Source organism: Mesorhizobium sp. M1322, assembly GCF_040318085.1.
Lineage (GTDB): Bacteria > Pseudomonadota > Alphaproteobacteria > Rhizobiales > Rhizobiaceae > Mesorhizobium.
In genome coordinates, this window is record NZ_JAMYLP010000012.1 from 67888 (window position 1) to 87543 (window position 19656).

21 protein-coding genes, 1 tRNA gene and 2 pseudogenes are annotated in these 19656 nt (G+C 63.8%); 9 read left to right on the plus strand and 15 right to left on the minus strand.

The features are described 5' to 3' along the window. Nucleotides 1-55: 55 nt before the first annotated feature. On the plus strand, nt 56-1075 hold the full coding sequence (gene ilvC, locus NKH12_RS07330; protein ID WP_352952529.1) for a ketol-acid reductoisomerase: 1020 nt from the start codon (nt 56-58) through the stop codon (nt 1073-1075). A gap of 92 nt (nt 1076-1167) precedes the next feature. On the opposite strand, the gene NKH12_RS07335 is transcribed toward ilvC, so the two are convergent. After that, on the minus strand, nt 1168-1452 hold the full coding sequence (locus tag NKH12_RS07335; RefSeq protein ID WP_029352109.1) for a PilZ domain-containing protein: 285 nt from the start codon (nt 1450-1452) through the stop codon (nt 1168-1170). Between the two features lie 183 nt (nt 1453-1635). After that, on the minus strand, nt 1636-2241 hold the full coding sequence (locus tag NKH12_RS07340) for a BA14K family protein (RefSeq protein WP_352952530.1): 606 nt from the start codon (nt 2239-2241) through the stop codon (nt 1636-1638). 161 nt (nt 2242-2402) lie between these two features. Between NKH12_RS07340 and NKH12_RS07345 the strand changes: the two genes are divergently transcribed. Both NKH12_RS07345 and NKH12_RS07350 read left to right on the plus strand, forming a co-directional pair. Continuing rightward, nucleotides 2403-3515 carry an endonuclease/exonuclease/phosphatase family protein gene (locus NKH12_RS07345; protein WP_352952531.1) on the plus strand — a complete coding sequence of 371 codons (1113 nt, stop codon included), beginning with the start codon at nt 2403-2405 and terminating at the stop codon, nt 3513-3515. Nucleotides 3516-3526: 11 nt separating this feature from the next. Continuing rightward, a complete protein-coding gene (locus NKH12_RS07350) occupies nt 3527-4243 on the plus strand; it encodes a hypothetical protein (protein WP_352952532.1) in 717 nt (238 codons plus the stop codon). A 98-nt stretch (nt 4244-4341) separates the two neighbouring features. Here NKH12_RS07350 and NKH12_RS07355 read toward each other — a convergent pair whose 3' ends face one another. The 4 genes from NKH12_RS07355 to NKH12_RS07370 all read right to left on the minus strand — a co-directional run bounded on the left by NKH12_RS07355 (nt 4342) and on the right by NKH12_RS07370 (nt 8026). Then, nucleotides 4342-4557, minus strand: coding sequence for a hypothetical protein (locus tag NKH12_RS07355; RefSeq protein ID WP_352952533.1), 216 nt, complete (start codon nt 4555-4557; stop codon nt 4342-4344). Nucleotides 4558-4709: 152 nt separating this feature from the next. Next, the gene (locus tag NKH12_RS07360; protein WP_352952534.1) at nt 4710-5927 is read right to left on the minus strand and encodes an ABC transporter permease; all 1218 of its coding nucleotides are present in this window, start codon (nt 5925-5927) and stop codon (nt 4710-4712) included. 103 nt (nt 5928-6030) lie between these two features. Continuing rightward, on the minus strand, nt 6031-6735 hold the full coding sequence (locus tag NKH12_RS07365) for an ABC transporter ATP-binding protein (RefSeq protein WP_352952535.1): 705 nt from the start codon (nt 6733-6735) through the stop codon (nt 6031-6033). Between the two features lie 4 nt (nt 6736-6739). After that, on the minus strand, nt 6740-8026 hold the full coding sequence (locus NKH12_RS07370; protein WP_352952536.1) for an efflux RND transporter periplasmic adaptor subunit: 1287 nt from the start codon (nt 8024-8026) through the stop codon (nt 6740-6742). 112 nt (nt 8027-8138) lie between these two features. Here NKH12_RS07370 and NKH12_RS07375 point away from each other — a divergent pair, with 112 nt between their 5' ends. Both NKH12_RS07375 and NKH12_RS07380 read left to right on the plus strand, forming a co-directional pair. Then, nucleotides 8139-9050 carry a PhzF family phenazine biosynthesis protein gene (locus NKH12_RS07375; protein ID WP_352952537.1) on the plus strand — a complete coding sequence of 304 codons (912 nt, stop codon included), beginning with the start codon at nt 8139-8141 and terminating at the stop codon, nt 9048-9050. Nucleotides 9051-9154: 104 nt separating this feature from the next. Further along, nucleotides 9155-9230, plus strand: a tRNA-Lys gene (locus NKH12_RS07380). 165 nt (nt 9231-9395) lie between these two features. On the opposite strand, the gene NKH12_RS07385 is transcribed toward NKH12_RS07380, so the two are convergent. Both NKH12_RS07385 and NKH12_RS07390 read right to left on the minus strand, forming a co-directional pair. Then, nucleotides 9396-9923 carry a hypothetical protein gene (locus NKH12_RS07385; RefSeq protein WP_352952538.1) on the minus strand — a complete coding sequence of 176 codons (528 nt, stop codon included), beginning with the start codon at nt 9921-9923 and terminating at the stop codon, nt 9396-9398. 13 nt (nt 9924-9936) lie between these two features. Then, the gene (locus NKH12_RS07390) at nt 9937-10500 is read right to left on the minus strand and encodes a hypothetical protein (RefSeq protein WP_352952539.1); all 564 of its coding nucleotides are present in this window, start codon (nt 10498-10500) and stop codon (nt 9937-9939) included. Between the two features lie 94 nt (nt 10501-10594). Between NKH12_RS07390 and NKH12_RS07395 the strand changes: the two are divergent. The 4 genes and pseudogenes from NKH12_RS07395 (at nt 10595) to tnpA (ending at nt 12997) form a co-directional block, all read left to right on the plus strand. After that, nucleotides 10595-11358, plus strand: a pseudogene (locus tag NKH12_RS07395) (IS5 family transposase). Between the two features lie 106 nt (nt 11359-11464). Then, complete coding sequence (locus tag NKH12_RS07400; protein WP_352952540.1) at nt 11465-11962, plus strand: hypothetical protein; 498 nt, start codon at nt 11465-11467, stop codon at nt 11960-11962. 176 nt (nt 11963-12138) lie between these two features. Beyond that, nucleotides 12139-12444 (plus strand): hypothetical protein, encoded by a 306-nt coding sequence (locus tag NKH12_RS07405; RefSeq protein WP_352952541.1) that lies wholly within the window; start codon nt 12139-12141, stop codon nt 12442-12444. An 87-nt stretch (nt 12445-12531) separates the two neighbouring features. Beyond that, a pseudogene (gene tnpA, locus NKH12_RS07410) lies at nt 12532-12997 on the plus strand (IS200/IS605 family transposase). A gap of 272 nt (nt 12998-13269) precedes the next feature. Here tnpA and cobT read toward each other — a convergent pair. The 7 genes from cobT to cbiE form a co-directional block, all read right to left on the minus strand. Continuing rightward, entirely contained in the window at nt 13270-14280 is a 1011-nt protein-coding gene (gene cobT, locus NKH12_RS07415; RefSeq protein WP_352952543.1) for a nicotinate-nucleotide--dimethylbenzimidazole phosphoribosyltransferase, read from the minus strand. A gap of 24 nt (nt 14281-14304) precedes the next feature. Further along, the gene (locus NKH12_RS07420) at nt 14305-15084 is read right to left on the minus strand and encodes an adenosylcobinamide-GDP ribazoletransferase (RefSeq protein WP_352952544.1); all 780 of its coding nucleotides are present in this window, start codon (nt 15082-15084) and stop codon (nt 14305-14307) included. A gap of 63 nt (nt 15085-15147) precedes the next feature. After that, nucleotides 15148-16473, minus strand: coding sequence for a cobyrinic acid a,c-diamide synthase CobB (locus NKH12_RS07425; RefSeq protein WP_352952560.1), 1326 nt, complete (start codon nt 16471-16473; stop codon nt 15148-15150). Continuing rightward, nucleotides 16362-17273, minus strand: coding sequence for a uroporphyrinogen-III C-methyltransferase (gene cobA, locus NKH12_RS07430; RefSeq protein ID WP_352952545.1), 912 nt, complete (start codon nt 17271-17273; stop codon nt 16362-16364). The genes NKH12_RS07425 and cobA overlap by 112 nt, the downstream gene beginning before the upstream one ends. Continuing rightward, nucleotides 17270-18034: a precorrin-4 C(11)-methyltransferase gene (gene cobM / locus NKH12_RS07435; RefSeq protein WP_352952546.1), complete on the minus strand. Its 765-nt coding sequence runs from the start codon at nt 18032-18034 to the stop codon at nt 17270-17272. The genes cobA and cobM overlap by 4 nt, the downstream gene beginning before the upstream one ends. Further along, nucleotides 18031-18417, minus strand: a complete 387-nt coding sequence (locus tag NKH12_RS07440; RefSeq protein WP_352952547.1) for a cobalamin biosynthesis protein — start codon at nt 18415-18417, stop codon at nt 18031-18033. The genes cobM and NKH12_RS07440 overlap by 4 nt, the downstream gene beginning before the upstream one ends. Next, nucleotides 18414-19655, minus strand: coding sequence for a precorrin-6y C5,15-methyltransferase (decarboxylating) subunit CbiE (gene cbiE, locus NKH12_RS07445; protein WP_352952548.1), 1242 nt, complete (start codon nt 19653-19655; stop codon nt 18414-18416). The genes NKH12_RS07440 and cbiE overlap by 4 nt, the downstream gene beginning before the upstream one ends. Nucleotide 19656: the final 1 nt, after the last annotated feature.

Consider the following 19656-nt stretch of genomic DNA (forward strand, 5'->3'; position numbering starts at 1 on the left):
CCGCTTCACACTTTTCGGCATCATGCTCTGAATTCACAACGGGAAGGAAAGAAAAATGCGTGTCTATTACGATCGCGACGCCGATCTCAACCTGATCAAGGGCAAGAAGGTCGCCATTATCGGCTATGGCAGCCAGGGCCGGGCGCATGCGCTCAACCTCAAGGATTCCGGCGTTAGGGAAATCGCCATCGGCCTCAAGGCCGGCTCGGCAACCGCCCAAAAGGTCGAGACCGACGGGCTCAAGGTGATGAGCGTGGCGGAAGCCGCCAAATGGGCCGACTTGATGATGATGGCGACGCCCGACGAGCTGCAGGCCGACATCTATAAATCCGAGATCTCACCGAACATACGCGATGGCGCGGCGATCGCCTTCGCCCACGGCCTCAACGTGCACTTTGGCCTGATCGAACCGAAGGCCTCGGTCGACGTCGTCATGATCGCGCCGAAGGGGCCCGGCCACACGGTGCGGGGCGAATACCAGAAGGGCGGCGGCGTGCCGTGCCTGGTCGCCGTCAACCAGGATGCTTCGGGCAATGCGCTCGATCTCGCCCTGTCCTATGCCTGCGGCGTCGGCGGCGGTCGTTCGGGCATCATCGAGACCAATTTCCGCGAGGAATGCGAGACCGATCTGTTCGGCGAGCAGGTTGTGCTGTGCGGCGGCCTAGTCGAACTGATCCGCGCTGGTTTCGAGACGCTGGTGGAAGCCGGCTACGCGCCGGAGATGGCCTATTTCGAGTGCCTGCACGAGGTCAAGCTGATCGTCGACCTGATCTATGAAGGCGGCATCGCCAACATGAACTACTCGATCTCGAACACCGCCGAATGGGGCGAATATGTCTCCGGTCCGCGCATCATCACCGCCGACACCAAGGCCGAGATGAAGCGCGTGCTGAAGGATATCCAGACCGGCAAGTTCACTTCGGAATGGATGCAGGAGTACCGCGCCGGCATGTCGCGCTTCAAGGGCATCCGCCGCAACAACGACAGCCACCAGATCGAGGAAGTCGGCGCCAAGCTGCGCGCGATGATGCCGTGGATTTCGAAGAACAAATTGGTCGACAAGGCCAAGAACTGACCCGCAATTCATCATTGCACAGAAAAGCCGGCGGTGTGGTCCGCCGGCTTTTTGTTTCCTGGATCTGTTGTTCCGGATACGAATTTTAACGTTTAACCGTAGTGCCAGTGGGGCTTTGGCTCGGTGCCGGTGAACATGATGCCGATGCGGTCCTCGCGGCGCCAGCGGACCACTGCTTTGTAGGCGATGCCGTCGGTCGGCACATAGAGCAGGAACTCGTCGGGCACGCGTGCGTCGATCGAGACCTTCAGTTCGGCGCCGCCGTCATGCATGTTGCGCACTGTGCAGGTGACCTCGGAATTGGTCATGCCGGTCAGGATCGTCGCGCCCTTGAAGACGCGCTGCCTGCGTTTGTCCCTGTTTTCGTCTTCAGCCATCGCGCGCCCAACCCCGGCGATCGTCGCATTTCATGTGGTGCGATCGGCAAGGTAATTAGGCCTGCCTGATAAACATAGCGTTATCATCGCTCAGAAAGGGCGGAAAGAGCTTCACAAGAAGTGGGCCAAATGAAAACGGCGCCCCGACGCGCGGCGCCGTTTCGAGTTGACCAGTCGCTCCGCTCAGCTGTAAGGCGACCAGCACTGCTGGCGCGGACCGCCATAGGGCTGGAATGTGTTGTCCCAGGCGCGATACGACCGGTAGCGGTCGTAGCACCAGCGGACATGGGCGCTGGAAAGCCTTTGTGTGCGATACTGACGCCGAGGCGGGTAATAGCCCGGATCATAGTAGCTCGGCCCGCTATAATAGTTGTAGGCGGGCAGCCCGAGGCCGAGGCCGAAAAAGATCGCGGAATCGTTGAAATGACGGCGATGATGACGACGGTGGCGCCAGCGCCGGTCGTCGTCGCGATCACGCCATCTCCAGGCTTCGTCGCGACCACGCCATCTCCAGGCTTCGTCGCGACCACGCCATCTCCGATGATCGCCGCCACCCCGCCACTCCCGGGCGCCGTTTCGATTGCGCCAGCGCCATTCGCTCTGCAACCGCCTGTCGTTGCCGCCGGCCCAACTCTCGCGGACCGGCACAATCTCCGGGGCGACGGCGTTGGCCGGCACCGGCAGCACGGGTTTGGCAATTGGGCCGGCAAGCGAGGGGGCCGACAGGCCGGCCAGAAGACCCAGCGCCAGCAGCCCGGATCGGACGGAAAAAGAAAAGAGCGGTTTCATTGCACTCTCCAAGAGATTTCAGGCCCCAACGCCCGGCGAGGAAGAATGTCATTCATGGAACTTCGCGCCTGAACGGAGGATGAACGGAAAGGTTTCGTCAACCATGACGGGCAGAGGAGGCCCCTTGTTTTCGAGCGCGCTTGTGGGCAAAGGTCACCGCCATGTCGCTGCGCCTCGCCACCTTCAATGTCGAAAACCTGATGAACAGGTTCGATTTTTCCGGATACCGCAACCAGCTCCATGAAAATCGCACGCTGGCGCTCTTTGATATCCAGAGCGAGGCCGAATACAAAATGCTGGAACAGGCGCGGGCGATCGCGCTATCCGACGACACGCGCCAGCTGACGGCACTGGCCATCGCAGCCACCCGCGCCGACATCATCTGCATGCAGGAGGTCGACAATATCGAGGCCCTGAAAGCTTTCGAATACGGCTATCTGTTCAAGATGGTCGGGCATGGCTACCGGCAGAAATACACCACCGCCGGCAACGACTCGCGCGGCATCGACGTCGCCGTGATGATGCGCAACGAGACCGCTCAGGGTCAGCCGATCGAATTCGTGCGCATGACAAGCCACGCCTATGTCACGTTCGAACAGTTCGGCCTGCACACCCCGGAACTGGCAGCGCTTGGGCATCAGGCCAACCAGCGCATCTTCCGGCGCGACTGCCTGGAGATCGACCTGACCGTCGGTGGCATGCCGCTGACGCTCTATCTGGTGCACTTCAAGTCGATGGGCTCGCCCCGCAACGGTCTCGACGGGCGCCAGGCGACAATGCCGCTGCGCATCGCCGAGGCGCAAGCGGTGCGCCGGATCATTGAGGAGCGTTTCGGTGGGGATCACGCTGCGGACAAGAGCTGGGCGATCTGCGGCGACATGAACGATTATCGGCAGCGCGTGAAGATCTCCGGCGACGCCTTTGACGGCTACCGCTTCGAGGTGATCGATGAGAGCCAGTCCTGCCTCAACGTGCTCACCGCCGGCGGCTTTTGCGAGAATGCGGTCGAGCGACGCCCGGAGATGGACCGTTGGACTTTATATCATACGCGCGGACCGCAAGAGCGGCATCTATGCCAGCTCGACTACATCCTGTTGTCGAAGGCACTGGCAGCCAAGAACGCGACGGCCGTTCCCGACATCATCCGCAACGGCCAGCCCTGGCGCACGATCTTTCCGGCGGGCCAGGAGGTGGACCGCTTTCCGCGTGCCGGCTGGGATCGGCCGAAAGCGTCGGATCATTGTCCGGTGGCGATCACCCTTGAAATGGCCTGAGGGTCGCTCCGTTGAGCTTCGACCTGCCGCGCAACACCATCCTGCCGGTCGATGCCGTCGACGTCAGGCTCGACCCCGGCCCGCATCCGTTCGAACGCGATAATGCGCAAGCGATCGCCGAGAATTGGCGGCGCGAGACCGCAGCCAATCCGGCGTTGTTCGACGGCACCGTGGTGCTGCTCTCGGCGCTCAGCTATCGCGACAACAGCCTCGTCGGCCGCTGCCATGCGGTGCGCTACTCGACCTTCATGCTTTGGCGCGGCAACCGGCAGGTGGCTGGGGCCGAGCACGCCTATGCCCATGCCATGCTGGTCGCCGGCGACAATGCGCTGGTGGCGATCCGCATGGCGTCGCACACGGTCAATGCCGGCCGCGTCTACTTCGCCGCCGGCTCGTTCGAGCCAACCGATTTCCGCGACGGCCTTGTCGATGTCGACTTCAACATGATCCGCGAGGTGCGGGAAGAAACCGGCCTCGACCTTGCCGGCGCGACACGCGGCAGGCGCTATTACGCCCTGTCGACGGCAACCGGCACGGTGATCTTTCGCCGCTATCGCGAGACGGCATCGGCCGATGAGGTCGCGCAGCGCATCAATGCCTTTGTCGCCACGGAGGCAGAGCCGGAAATCGAAGGGCCTGTTATCATCCGCAATGCTGATGACCTGCCGGACGGGCTGATGCCGCACATGAAGCCACTGATCGAGTGGCATTTTGCCGGCAAGGACTGACGCATAGGCCGGAAATCGGAATCGATTTTCGGAAAGCACGATGCAAAGATTCAAAGTGTTAGAGCGTACTTTGTGCGTCCAAGTGGACGCACGTCGCTCTAACGACGCATTTTGTCTTCGATGCTTTTGCGGTCGTTGCGGGCGGCGACGAAAAACAGCATGACGCCGATACCCAACAGCGCACCCATCGCCGTTCCCATCGTCTGACCGACAACCTGCTGGAAATCGGCGGTGACGTGATCGGGGTTGGCCATGCCATAGCTGGCCAAGTACCACCAAAGGCCCGCCAATGCGGCCTCGATGATCACCGCCACCAAAAACCACTCGCTCTTTCTTGCTCATCCCACTATTCCCCCATATCCCCAAGGCGATTGCTATCACCGCGGTCTGTTTCGCGACAGAGGGCAGGGTGAGGGCAGCGTAAAAATTTGGGGGACGTCTGAAGGCGGCGCACGCTCCCGCCGCTCTATTCATGCCTCAGTGCGTCGATCGGATCGAGCCGTGCGCCGCGCAGCGCCGGGAAGAAACCGAACACCATGCCGATCAGCGCCGAGAAGCCGACAGCGAGCAGGATCACCGCCGGGCTTGGCGCGAACGGGATGGCCAGCGTCAGCGAGGCGAGGCCGGCCAGCGCCAGGCCGATCAGGATGCCGATGATGCCGCCGAGCAGCGACAGCACGGTTGCCTCGACCAGGAACTGGATGAGGATATGCTTTTCATGCGCGCCGATGGCCAGCCGGATGCCGATCTCGCGGGTGCGCTCGGTGACCGACACCAGCATGATATTCATGATGCCGATGCCGCCGACCAACAGGCTGACGCCGGCAACCGCACCCAGCATGCCGGTCATCGTCGTGGTGGCGCTCGCCATGGCGTCGGCGATCTGGGTCATGTCGCGTATCGAGAAATCGTCCTCGCGGTCCGGCGTGATGCGGCGCGTGTCGCGCAAAATGTCCTCGACGCGTGGCAGCAGCTCGGTGGTCGACGTCCTGTCGTCGGCGGCGACGTAGATCGAGTCGATGTCGCGGTTGCCGGCGATGCGGCGCGGGTAGGCGGCGAGCGGCATCAGCACGACATTGTCCTGGTCCTGACCGAAGCCGGTATAGCCCTTCGGCTCGAGTAGGCCGATGATCTTGCAGGAGGTGCGGTTGACGCGAATGATCTCGCCTTCGGGGTCGCCGGCGCCGAAGAACTGCTGGCGCACGGTTTCGCCGATCAGGCAAACGCCGGTACCCGAGCGGATTTCCGAATCGCTGAACGGGCGGCCCGAAACCAGCTTCCAGTCGCGCGCATCGAGATAAGCGCTGTCGGTGCCGGTGACACCCGACGTCAGGCTTTCGGTGCCGAAGATGACGCGGACCTGCTTTTGCGAGGCGGGCGAAATGGCGCGGGCGCCGCTCAGGTGTGCGACGAGCGCGGCAACTTCCTTGCTGCCTAGCGGACGTGTGGCCTGGTCGAGCCCTCCCGGTCCGCCGGGCCCGGCCGGGCGGCCGGGACGGACAACGAGCAAATTGCTGCCCAGCTTCGAGATATCGGCCTTTACCTTTTCGGTGGTGCCTGAGCCAATGGTGGGCATGGCGATGACGGCGGCGACGCCGATGACGATGCCGAGCAGCGTCAGGAACGAGCGCAGCACGTTGCGGCGGACCGAAAGCAGCGAGAGGCGGACCGTTTCCCAGATCATGATCCAGAGCCTGATCCATCCCGATAGAACCGGGATGGGGCTCTATCTCTGTGTTTAGCCATGATCTCTTCCGAAAACTGGTTTCTACTCTTCGGCATCATGGCTAGGCCACCTCGAGATTCACGGTGTCGGAGGCGACGTGGCCGTCGAGGAAGCGAATTGTGCGCTCGGCATAGGCAGCGACGTCGGCCTCGTGCGTGACCATGGCGATGGTGAGGCCAAGTTCGGTGTTCAGCCGCGTCAGGAGTTCCATGATCTCGTGCGTGCGGACGGTATCGAGATTGCCGGTCGGCTCGTCGGCGACGAGCAGGGTTGGCCTGGTGACGATGGCGCGTGCGATCGCCACGCGCTGCTGCTGGCCGCCGGAGAGCTCGGCTGGCGTGTGGTGCTCGCGGCCGACAAGGCCGACCTCGGCCAGCGCCTTCATGGCGAGATCGTGACGCTCGCGGGCGGCGACGCCGCGATAGATCAGCGGCAGTTCGACATTCTCCACCGCGGTGGTGCGCGGCAGGAGATTATAGCCCTGGAAGACGAAGCCGACATAGAGATTGCGCAGCAAGGCGCGGCGGTTGCGGTCGAGACGACCGGCGTCGATGCCCATGAAGCTGTAGGTTCCGGCCGTCGGCGTGTCGAGGCAACCGATGATGTTCATCGCCGTCGACTTGCCCGAACCGGACGGGCCCATGATGGCGACGAATTCGCCGCGGCGGATAGCAAGGTCAACGCCAGCCAGCGCATGGACCGTGGCTTCGCCCTGGCCATAGCTTTTCCAGACCTTGTCGAAGGTGATGAGCAGCGAGCCTGACATGATTTCAGCTCCGCTGCTGCGCTGCGATGATGACTTGCGCACCTTCTTCGAGACCGGAGGTGATCTCGGTCAGTTCGGTGGAGCCGATCTTGACGTTGACCGGGCGGGGCCGGCCATTCTGCAGCACGTAGAGCGTGCGCGAGCCGTCGGTGGGCTGCGCCGTCGCCTGGCGCTGGCGGTTGCCGCCTGGACGGCCCATGCGGCCCGTGAACAGGTCGCTCAGGCTCCACGCCCGGGCGGCTGTTTGCGCCGGCCGGTAACGGAAAGCCGTCGACGGTACGGTGAGCACGCCTTTTGCCTGCCTGGTGACGACCGAAACGGTGGCAGTCATGCCGGGCCGCAACAGTAGCTCGTTATTGTCGACCTCGAACCGCGCGTCGTAGGTGACGACGCCGTCGGTGGTGACCGATGCATAGGAAATGTCGCGGATCTCGGCATCGAACGGCCGTTCCGGAAAGGCGTCGACGGTGAAGCGCGCATGCTGGCCGGGCTTGACGGCGCCGATGTCGGCCTCGTCGACCGCTGCCTTCAACTCCATGTTCCTGAGGTCGGCGGCGATGACGAACAGCACCGGCGCCTGCAACGAGGAAGCAACCGTCTGGCCGGGATCGACCGAGCGCGTCAGCACGATGCCGTCAATGGGCGCATAGATGGTGCTCTTGGCAAAGTCCGTCTGCTGCGCCTTGAGATCGGAATTGGCGATGGCAAGATTGGCTTTGGCGCTGTCGAGTGCTGCCTTGGAGCGGTCGCGCGTCGCTGTCGCCGCTTCAAGCGACTGGTCCGTCGCCATGCCGCGCTTGGTGAGCGCCGCCGCGCGCAGAAGCGCCTTTTCGTTTTCGGTGAGGGTTACGGTGGCGGTCTCGACATTGGCGGCCGCCGCCTTGGCGGAAGCCTCGGCGCGCTCGATCTGCACCTCCAGCTTGGCGGTGTCGAGCGCCGCCAGCACATCGCCCTTCTTCACCTGCTGGTTCTCGTTGACCGCGACCGAGCGAACGACGCCGGACAGTTCGCTCGAAATGTCGACTTGGGTGAGCGGCTGCAGCGTGCCGGTGGCCGATACCTCGACGGTGAGGTCGGCGACAGCGGCTGGCACCGTGGTATAGTCGATCTTGGTTGGAGACCCGGCATACCACTGGTAGCCGGCGAGGCTTGCGGCGATGACGACCAGCACAAGCAGGCCATAAAGCCAGCCGCGACGGCGCTTCTTCTTCGGGCCCAGGTGGTCAAGTCCGAGTGCCGTCTCTATGTCGGAAGTGGATTCCGTCTTTGGCAGATTGACAATCTGGTCCACGCCGGACCCCTATAAACAGTGATGATCCCATCCGTGCACAGATCAGGCCTAATGGTTCAAATATCAAATTAAATTTCGCCCATGTTGGGATTGAGGCAGAAGGCTTTCTACCATGCTGACCCGGAATTACTTACTTTACGACGTGTTCACCACAGAGCGGCTGGCCGGCAATCCGCTGGCCGTCGTGCTTGACAGCAAGGGGCTGGACACGGCCGCGATGCAGGCCACCGCACGCGAGTTCAACCTGTCGGAAACCGTTTTCGTGCTGCCGCCTGACAATCCCAAGCACCGCGCCCGCATCCGCATCTTCACGCCCGATTATGAGATGCCGTTCGCTGGCCATCCGACTGTCGGTTCCGCGATCGCGCTTGCCGAAATGGCTGGCGATGGCGACACCGCCGGCATCTTCGTCCTGGAGGAGAATATCGGCCCGGTGCGCTGCGCCGTCAGCAAGCACGATGGCGCCATCTTTGCCGAGTTCGACCTGGCCAAACTGCCGGAGCCACTGGAACTTGTCGCTGACCCAGAGGCGATCGGCGCAGCACTTGGGCTGGGGCCACACGAAGTCGGCTTCGAGAATCACCGCGTCTCGTTCTGGTCGGCCGGCGTGCCTTATGTGACCATCCCCGTCGCCGACCTTGAGGCGGCGGCCCGGATAAGGCTGGACAACCAGGCGTGGTCGGAATTGGCACCCCGCAAGAGCGAATGGACCTTCGCCAGCCCGTACGTCTACTGCCGCGAGACGGTGAACCACCACAGCGCCTTCCATGTCCGCATGATCGTGCCGGGCAATCCTTCCTATGAAGATCCGGCGACCGGTTCGGCGGCGGCCGCCTTCGCCGGCGCGATCATGCATTTCGACGGCCCGCGAGACGGGGTCTCGCGACTGTGGATCGAGCAAGGGCTGGAGATGGGCCGGCCTTCGCGCATCCGCCTCGAACTGAATGTCGAAGGCGGCAAACTCGCCGCCGCCCGCATCGGCGGCCATGCCGTCAAGGTGGCGGAAGGCAAGCTGTTCGTCTGACGATGTGCGGCACTTCAGCGATTTGTCGGGAAATGAATCCGGCAGGGCTGGACATGGCGGATGGCGGCGGCTATATGCCCGCCGACGCTGGTTTACCGGCGAGTGGGTGCGTAGCTCAGTTGGTAGAGCAGCTGACTCTTAATCAGCGGGTCACAGGTTCGATCCCTGTCGCACCCACCATTTCTTCATTGTTATGATTTCAATGAGATAGCCGTCAGACGATGAGGCCACGCGAAGGCGCAAGGCCACGTCAGGACCATAAGGGAAAGCCCCGTGGCACCTAGGACGGTCAACAAAATGGCCGTTGAGGGGCTTGTCCGGCAGGAGCGAAGCAAGAACGAATTCCTATTTGGGTCTTTCCGATGCGAAGATTTTTGCCTGCCCTATGACGGCGTTGCCGACCTCACGCGCGGCATTGTCCAAAGCCACCTTACGGAGTTGAGCGGCGGCCTTGTCGGTGTCCGAGTACGCCTCGAAGCGCTTGTTGTAGTTCGCGTTCTTGCGGTCCTCGTTGGCCTTTTCTTCGGCCTTCAGTTTGACGTCGTCGCTTTCGCCGCGGACGTAGCGCGCATAGATTTCGGAACGCTCCTCATAGATTTTGCTGACCTCGGTATGGTGCGGCGCGGCAAGCTTGCTCAGGAGGGCGAAGTCGAACGCAAGCACCTTCATCGCCCACAGGTACCCGTCCTTCTCATTCTCTGGATCGGCGAGGATCAGCCGAACGTCGGCCATGACTCCGTTCTCGGCGACCCGCAGGATATAGAGCGTCTCGAAAGGATCGAAGGCTGCCAGTTTCTCGTCAGGCGTGGGCTGAGCCCATGCCGCAGTAGAGAGGACAAACACGGCCAGACTGAAAAAAAATAGGCGTCTCATCTCCGGGGGCGGCTCAAAGCAGGGCCGCACATTGCATCGACGCTTCGGTAGCGATGGATATCATCTGCGGGTTGTTCTGGATGGGCGTAGGCTGGCGGAACGTCAGGAAGGCCGTGCTGGCCATCCAAACTACGGGCGTGGCCATCTTGCCGGAGTAGCACGTGCAGTAGGTATTCTTCTCCTGCTCGCTCGGCAGCTGTGCCACTTCCTCGTTGCGCTCCATGCAGCCTGTCAGGATCGACTTCTCTGCGCCTTCGACGGCATTGTATGCATCCTTGCCAACCAGCCCGAACAGGATCGCAGCGAAAACCATGTACCCTGCTGCCAAGACGCCAAAACTTGTCGCGCGTTTCAGGATGAAATATCCGATGACCGCCGGAACGGCCACGTAGCCAGCGGCAGCCGCCCAGCTCGAGCTGGTCGCCGCGTTCAGCAAATAGGCTGGAACAAGGAGTACAAAGAAGAACGGCCAGTGATTCCTCGGTTGGCGCTGCGGCAGCGCCAGCGCATCGGCCTCGCCGATCGCAGCAAGTTTCTCTTTCATAGCGCCCCCCATGGCTCCAAAGCCGGGCCACAATACATCCACAGGGCTTCAGGCACTAGGCCGTGTGGACTCTTAGGATTCCCTTTTTGATCGAAGCGTGATTCAAGACTGCTTTTTGGAGGCAGCCTTGGGCGTGATGGATCGGTTGATATTGAGTGACGGGGCGTGGGAGCGGCTGTCGCCGCTGATCATCGGGCGTCCTGACCAGAAGGGATCGACGGGCCGGGGTAACCGGATGTTCGTCGAGGCGGTGCTATGGATTGTACGAACGGGCTCCGCCTGGCGCGATCTTCCCGATGTATTCGGCGATTGGAACAGCGTATTCCGCCGCTTCAGTCGATGGAGCAGCAAGGGTGTCTGGTGGCGCATCTTCGAGGCGATGTCCGATGATCCGGACTTCGAATATCTAATCATCGATTCCACCATCGTCCGGGCCCACCAACATGCGGCCGGGGCCAAAAAAGGGGGTCTGAAGATCAAGCCCTTGGTCGCTCCCGCGGCGGCCTGAGCACCAAGATCCACATGGCCGTTCGCGGCTTAGGGTGCCCTGTGCGGTTCACGCTTACTGCAGGTCAAAAGGGCGATGCGCCGCAAGCGGCAGCCTCGATCGAAGGACTGTCCGCCGAGATGGTCATGGCCGACACCGCCTATGACGCTGACCATTTACGCCAAGCCATCGCCGCCAAGGATGCGGTCGCCGTCATCCCAAACAACCCATCGCGGTCGCTCAAATATCCGCTCGACAAGCACCTCTAAGCCCAGCGTCATCTCGTCGAATGCTGCTTCTCCAAGCTCAAGCAGTTCCGCCGGGTCGCAACCCGCTTCGAGAAAACCGCCCGCAATTACCGCGCCGTTGTCACTCTCGCGGCCATCGTCCTATGGCTGCGGTAGTGTCCACACGGCCTAGGGCTGAGCTCTTCTGACCGCGTCAATATCGACCCGTCGACAAAACACCCGAGGAATGCAAACCTACTGTGGGGACGACGGGGGGGGGTCGATGGCGAAAGCGGACGAGAAGTTCGAGAAGATCAAGGCGGAGGCCGCGGGGCACTACCAGCGCATCCGCGAAGCTGGAGGCGCGCTCTCCTATTGCATCGCCTATGTTGATCATATCGCAGGCCTCAAGGGCGACGGCGAGCACGCTATCATCCGCGAGCGCCAAGTCGCGTTCCCCAAGATGGCGGTGCAGCTAGCCGCCGTCGGCGCGGTCCAATCCGCCCGCAAGGAAGGTGTCGACGCGGAGACATTGGAGCAGGCCGGGAAGTGGGCGCGTGCGGCTTGGGTGCACTCGGCCGGGCACTACGTCGACCAGCTCTCAGGAGGCGACGAACCGGAAGTAATTGACCTCCCGAACGCCCAGACGATGGCGATGATCCGGAAGGGGACGGACACCCGCAAGGCCAGGCCGCCGAGCAGTGGGACCGCCTCATCGAAGTCAACATCGACAGCCTCGCGACGCTCGCACTTTTCGGCCACGAGTCCGCCAAGCCCGTAACCCGCAAGGACCGCTGGATCGCCTACGGCATCCTAGCCGGACTGGCCGCCGCGATCGCTGCCTATGGAGCTTCGAACTGGTACCTGTCCGTCAAGATCACGGCACCCTACGACAGCGCGGAAGGACTTCAGCAACGGCGGGACGCGACCGACCGGGCGCTGGCCTATGACAGCGTCATGTCGTCCACCGCACGGCGTTCGGGCATCTTCAAGCTTTTCCTTGACTGGCCCATGTCCCTGACGGACGCGGAGCAGGCAGCATTCACCGAGTTCGCCACCGATGTCATTCAGTTCCACAGGGGATTGGTAGAAGCGAAGCTCATTTGCGGTGACGCGAACATGGACACGGATCTGGCTATGGAAGTGGTCGACGAGGTCAATGAGAACCTCAACCTCGACGACCTGACCGAAGAGCCTTTCACTCGGGTGCAGTCGCTGATGATCAAGGCCATGGCACGGCTTTACCCGCTGCCTTGTAAATAGGCCTCCCAATCACGCAGCTTCCGCCGGCGAAGAGAGGGGCTTAGAGTCCCCGATAGGGGATCTGTAAACCCCCCGGCTTTAGCCGGCATGGGATTGCGGCGCTGCGCATGTAGACTGGCGGAATGGAGAGCTACAAAGCGTGGCAGTCACACGATTTGGGACTGCAAATATCACATAGTGTGGATCACGAAGTACCGCTACCAAGTGCTTGGCGGGGACGTCGGGCAGCGCTGCCGAGAGCTGATACGTGAGACGGCGCGGGCGCATGAGATTCTGATACATGCGGGTAGTGTAAACCGTGATCACATCCACCTGCTGCTGTCGATCCCGCCGGATCTGAGCGTGTCACGAGCGGTGCAGTATCTGAAGGGGCGCAGTTCGCACAAACTGCTGAGCGAGTTCAAATCGTCGCGCAAGCGCTACTGGGGACAGCTTCTGTGGGCGCGGGGGCTACTGGGTTTGCACGAGCGGCAACGTGACGGATGAAATGTGGATGGAGTACATCGTCAACCAAACGCCGCCGGAACCTGACGACCAATTTGACGTGACCTGAGTCCGCCGAACGGCGGACCGATCCGGCTCTAAGCCGTAACCGGAAGCCACCGGCTTTAGCCGGTGGAGAATTCACCTCTTCCTGGATTCTTTCTATGTTACGGTGCTCGCAGTCCGTCGCCTTTCGCCCAATCGCTGCCGCCGGCGTCTTCGACGCCTAGGTCCCGACACCAGAAAATAGAAACATGCCCTGCTCGGTAGGATGGCAAACTGTTCGCGATGTCCCCAGCTCAAACACTCCACTAGGCGCAAAGGGCCGGTAGACCGAGCCTTTTACTTCTCCGAAACACCAGCCTCCGCAAAACTTGCCATGCGGGCATGGCATTCGAGCGCCGAGCGGATTATGTTGACGGCGAGGCAGGCGCCAGAACCTTCGCCGAGCCGCATGCCGAGATCGAGCAGCGGCGGCAGGCCGAGCGCCTCGAGCAGGCGGCGGTGGCCGGATTCGGCCGAGACATGGGCGGCAAGCGTGTGGGCGAGGCCGGCGGGGTGCAATCTTGCCAGCGGTGCGGCGGCGGCGGTGCAGACGAAGCCGTCGAGCAGCACAGGCACGCCGTGATGGCGTGCGGCTAGCGTCGCACCGAAAATGGCGCCGAGTTCGCGCCCGCCAAGGGCTGCCGCGATCTTCAGCGGATCGGCAAGGCCCCCGGCGTGGCGCTTGAGGCCAGCCTCGATGGCGGTGATCTTGCGTACCAGGCCGGCATCGTCGACGCCGGTGCCGCGCCCGGTCCATTTTTCCGCGCCGCCGCCAAACAGGGCGGCCGAAATGGCGGCCGCCGGCGTGGTGTTGCCGATGCCCATTTCGCCGAAACAGACGAGGTCGAGGTCTTTCGTCACCGCGCCGTAGCCGGCCGCAACGGCGGCGAGGAACGCCTCGTCGACCATTGCCGGCTCTTGCGTGAAGTCGCCGGTCGGACGGTCGAGGTCGAGCGGAATGACGTCGAGTTCGGCGCCGGCGATGCGGGCGAGTTGGTTGATGGCGGCGCCGCCGCCGGCGAAATTCGCCACCATCTGCACGGTGACCTCTGACGGGAAGGCCGACACACCCTGTGCGGTGACGCCGTGGTTGCCGGCAAAGACGAAGACTTTGACGCGGTCGAGCTGCGGCATGTCGCGGCCCTGCCAGCGAGCAAGCCAGGCCGCTATGGTCTCCAGCCGGCCGAGACTGCCTTGCGGCTTGGTCAGCGTGTTTTGGCGGCGGGCGACGGCATTTGCCGCGGCGTCGCTGCCGGCAGGCAGATCGAGGCAGGCCGCGCGCAATTCATCAAGCGATTTGAAAGGCATGGGGGCAAAGTCTCCGAAACAGAGTCAGGAAAGGCAAACGGAAGCGACGAGCAGGATTGCGATTTCGCCAAACTGCTGCAGCGCGCCGACCGTGTCGCCGGTCTGGCCGCCGATCTGGCTGAGGCACAGCATACGGAAGGCGGCAAACAACAGGCCGAGCAGGATGAGCGCGGCGACCGCGCCACCGAACCCTAGCGTCAGCAGCGCGACGGCGCCGAGCACGGCACCGGCAATGGCGGTTTCGGCCGACACGGTGCCTGCGTCAACCGAGAGACCGTCGCTGCGAGCCGGCGGCAACAGATGCATGAAAGCGCCGAGCAGGCCGCGCGAAGCGGCATGCGCGGCAATGAGAGCGGCGAGAACCTGCGCCGGGCTGGCGAATTCCGAAAGCACACTCCAGCGGATCAGCAGCGAGAGACCGAGCGCACAAGCGCCGTAGGCGCCGATACGGCTGTCGCGCATGATCTCCAGTTTTTTCTCGCGCGTCTTGCCGCCGCCAAAACCGTCGGCGACATCCGAAAGTCCGTCCTCATGCATGCAGCCGGTGGCGAGCAAGGTTGCGGCTAGGGTCAGTCCTGCTGCCGGACCGGCGGCAAGCCCGAGCCAGGTCCCGATCGCGTAAACCAAGGCGCCAATCAGAGCGACGGCGAGGCCGGCGACCGGCGCTGCCCAGATCGCGGCAGCAAGGCTGCGGTCCCGGAAATCGACGACCGGCAGCGGCAGCCGGGTGAAGAAGACGAAGCAGAGCGCGATGTCATCGAGCGCTTGGCGGGGCGAAGGGGGCATGTCCTTGAGTTTGAGCATGATCTATTCCGAAAACCGGTTCCCACTTTTCGCTGACGCGGACCTCCGGTTCGGGATCATGCTCTAGCCTCTCGCAATGGCATGGAAGAACGTGCCGCTGACATGGCCGCGGCGGTAGCCGGAGGCGCCGAGCGGATTGCCCTGGCCGTCAGCGAGGTCGGCCAATGGCTCGTCATTGCCAGTCGCGCTCATCTGCGCATAGTGGAATTCGTGGCCGCGGATCAGCGCGCCTTGGGCTCCAAGCGGGCAATCGGCACGCAGCCGCGCCTCGCGGTAGCCGAGATTCATCTTTCGCTTGGCAAAACTGGTCGAATGACCGAGCAGGCCGAGCATCCTGTGCGTCTCGCCCGATACGTCCTCCAGCGCTTCGCCGAGCACCATGAAGCCGCCGCACTCGCCATGCACCGGCCGCGTGGCCGAAATCGCCTCAATGCCGGCCCGGAAATTCGCGGCCGCCGCGAGGCGGCCGGCGTGAAGCTCGGGATAGCCGCCGGGCAGCCAGCAGACATCGCAATTGTCGCTGGGCGCCTCGTCGGCGAGTGGCGAGAAGGGGACGATTTGCGCCCCGGCCTTGCGCCAATGCGCGGCGACATGCGGATAGAGAAAGGTGAAGGCGGCATCCTCGGCCAGTGCGATGCGCTGGCCGGGCGGTGGCAGCGCGTCGCTGAAGTTGCCCGGCGCAGGTTCAAATGGCGCCGCCAGCGCCATAACGGCGTCGAGGTCGAGCGACTGTTCGACCATGTCAGCCAGCCGGTCGAGATGCGCCATCAAATTCTCATACTCGCCGGCCTGAACGAGGCCGAGATGGCGCTCCGGCAGATTGAGCGTCGGGTCGCGCAGGATCGCGCCGACCACTGGCAGATCGAGCGCTTCGATCGCGTCGCTGCAAAGCCGGCGGTGGCGCTCGCTGCCCAGCCGATTGAGCACGACGCCGGCCATGCGCACATCGGGGTCATAGGTAGCAAAACCCTTGGCGACGGCCGCCGCCGTGGTCGACTGCCCGGAAACGTCGAGCACCAGCAGCACCGGCAGGCCGTAGAGCCGGGCAAGGTCTGCGGCCGAGCCGGTGCGGCCTGGAGCAGCGGGAATCCCGTCGAACAGGCCCATGGCGCTTTCGAGGAAGATGAAATCGGCGTCTTCAGTTGCGTCGCCTGCCAGCGCGTTGAGCAGCGCAGGTGGCATCGCCCAGCTGTCGAGATTGACACCGGAAAGGCCTGTCGCGGCGGTGTGGAAGCCGGGATCGATATAGTCGGGGCCCGACTTGGCGCCGCGCACTTTCAGGCCGCGCCTGGCGAGCGCGCGCAGGATACCGATGGTGACGCTGGTCTTGCCCGAGCCCGAGCGCGGCGCGCCGATGATGATCGCGCGGGTCCTGCCGCGCCCGCCAATGCCGCGCGCATCGCGACGATGCCGCCGACGACGATCAGCGCCGGCGCGGCAAGGCCGGCGGCAGCCGCTTCCTCGGCGATGGTGGCTACCGGGGCGACGCCCATCCCCGCCTGGGGCGGCGTCGCGGCAACGATCACTGCCGCCGGCGTCGACGGCGCCAGTCCGCCCCCGAGCAGCGAGGCTGATATCAGGGGCAGATTGGCCATGCCCATATAGACGACGATCGGCTGGCCGGTGCGGGCGATTGCTGCCCAGTCGAGGTCGTCATCGGTGCCGGCGGCGTGGCCGGTGGCCAGGATCACCGCCTTGTTGATGCCGCGCATGGTGGCCGGGATACCGGCACCGGCAAGCGCGCTGAGGCCCGAAGTCAGGCCGGATAGGACGCGGAACGGGATGTTTTCGCGCGCCAGCGCCAGCGCCTCTTCGCCGCCGCGACCGAAAATATAGGGGTCGCCACCCTTCAGCCTGACGACGCGGCGACCTTCTCGCGCCAGCCGAACCAGCAGAGCGGTGATGTCGTCCTGCTTCATCGATGGCTGGCCGCCGCGCTTGCCGGCGTAGAACAGCTCCGCGGCCTCGGCGACAGCGACGATATCGGGCGATACCAGCGCGTCGTAGACGAGCGCATCGCACTGCCCAAGCGCGGCCAGAACTTCCAGCGTCAGGCAGCCGGGATCACCGGGGCCGGCGCCGGCCAGCCAGACTTGGCCCGGCTCCAACTGGCGCGGTTTGAAGTTCAGCCGGGCCAAAGCCTGTTCGATTGTGGTGTTTCCACCTCTGTTTCCGGTACCGTCGTTCACAGTCCGTCCCGCCCGCGAAAACGCCGCTGGTAGTGGGCGTCGTAAAGTGAACTCTCGCCAAAGCCTTCCGCTGCCAGTGAGCGGCCGACGAAGATGATTGCCGTTCGTTCCATCGGATCGGCGGCCAATTGCGCCTCGATTGTCGCCAGTGTGCCGGTCAGTACACGCTCGTCCGGCCAGGAAGCGCGGAAGACGACCGCCACCGGGCAATCGGCGCCATAGAATGGCGTCAACTCGGCGACGATACGGTCGATGGCGTGGATGGCAAGATGAATGGCCAGCGTCGCGCCGGTGCGGCCGAAACCGGCCAGGGTTTCGCCGGGCGGCATTTTCGAGGCCCGGCCGGAGATGCGGGTCAGCACCAGGCTTTGCGCGACTTCGGGAATGGTCAGTTCGCGACGCAGCGCTGCCGCGGCGGCTGCGAAAGAGGGCACGCCCGGCGTCAGCGTATAGGCGATGCCGTGCTTTTCCAGCCGGCGGATCTGCTCGGCGACGGCGCTCCACACCGAGAGATCACCGGAATGCAGGCGGGCGACATCGTGGCCGGCCTGGTGAGCCGCCAGGTACTCGGCCTCGATCTCGTCGAGCGACATCGGCGCGGTGTCGATCAATTTCGTGCCGGGCGCGCAGTGCTGCAACAGTTCCGGCGCGACGATCGAGCCGGCATAGAGGCAGACCGGGCAGCTTGCCAGCAGTCTGCTGCCGCGCAAGGTGATGAGGTCGGCCGCGCCAGGTCCGGCGCCGATGAAGTGGACGGTCATGCCGCGTCTCCGCTGATGGCGATGGCGCAGGTGACCGGGCCGAGGACAGTGCGCGGCCCAAGCAGTTGCGCGCCTTTTCCGGCAGCAGCAAGCGCCGAGGCTTCGGAAACCGACGGCGTGCCGGCATGTTCCTGCGACAGGCTCGAGCGGCTGATTGCACGCGAAGACGCGGCCCTGAGCGCAGCGTCCTCGACAACGATCACTGGCAGGGCTAGCTCGCGCCCCGCCGAGAAGATTGCCTGCTCGTCCTGCTTCAGAGAAGCGGTGGCGAGCGCCGAAAGCCCCGTCATCGCCAGCCCATGCGCTTCCAGCGCGGTTTCTATCGCCGCAAGAATGTCTTGCACACCCACGCCTTTGCGGCTGCCGATGCCCGCGACCATCATGGCTTGACCCAGCTCCATTGGGTGACCGGCATAGCCGGCCGCCATGCCTGCATCGAACCAACCGGTGAAGCACGGGAGATAGAGATGCGGGTGAGGTCGCCGCCGAGCGCGGCGTGACGGGCGAGAAGCAGCGCCTCCATCTCCAGCGTCACCGCGTTGGCGACCAGCCGGCCGCCAACACGCAGTGCCTTGATGGCCGCGCCCAGCACGCCGGTATCGCTGCCGCCGCCGCCGATGAAGATGGCATCGGGCGTGCCTAGCTTGGCAAGCGCCTTTGGTGCCGAACCTTCGACCACGACAAGACCGGGCACGCCGCAATGTGAAGCATTGCGGTGGATGCGGGCGGCGCGGGTTGGATCGGCCTCGATGGCAGTGGCGCGCATGGAGGGATGGGCCAGCATCCATTCGATGCCGATCGAACCCGAGCCGGCGCCGATGTCCCACAGCAATTCGCCGCGCCTGGGGGCGAGGGCGGACAGGGTGATGGCGCGGATCTCGCGCTTGGTTATCTGGCCGTCATGCTCGAACAAATGATCGCCAAGGCCCGATGTCAGCGGCAGGATGCGTGCTTCTGAAATTGAGTCAACTTCGGTTGCCAGCACGTTGAGCGGGCTGATCTTTTCGAGGTCGAAGGCGTCCGCGCGCGCCGAACGCAGCCTTTCGTTCGGGCCACCCAGTGCCTCCAGAATCGTCAGTCGTGAGGCGCCGAAGTCGAGTTCGGTCAGCAGGCGCGCAATCGCTGCCGGCGCGTCGCCGTCCGCGGTCAGCGCAAGGATCCGGGTGCCCGGGTGCAGCAGTGGCCGCAGCAGGTCGAGCGAGCGGCCGTGCAGCGAAATGGTTTCGATATCCGGTAGCGCCCAGCCGAGGCGGGCGGCGGCCAGCGAGAAGGCAGAAGGGGCGGGGATCACCTGCATCTCTTGGGAAGAAATCTTGCGAGCAAGGGTGACGCCGACACCATGGAAGAACGGATCGCCCGAGGCCAACACACAGACCTTTTTACCCGCAAGTGCCAGCACGTCGCGCATTTCTGCATCGAAAGGGGTCGGCCAGGCGCGTGCTTCGCCTTTGGTGAGCGATGCGACAAGGGCAAGGTGGCGCGTGCCGCCGAAGACGAATTCGGCCTCGGCGACCAGTCGCTTGGCCTCTTCGCCGAGACCCGCTACACCGTCCTCGCCGATGCCGACGATTGTCAGCCATCTTGAGTTGAGCTTGGCGCCGCGCGGACCCTCAGCAGGCATG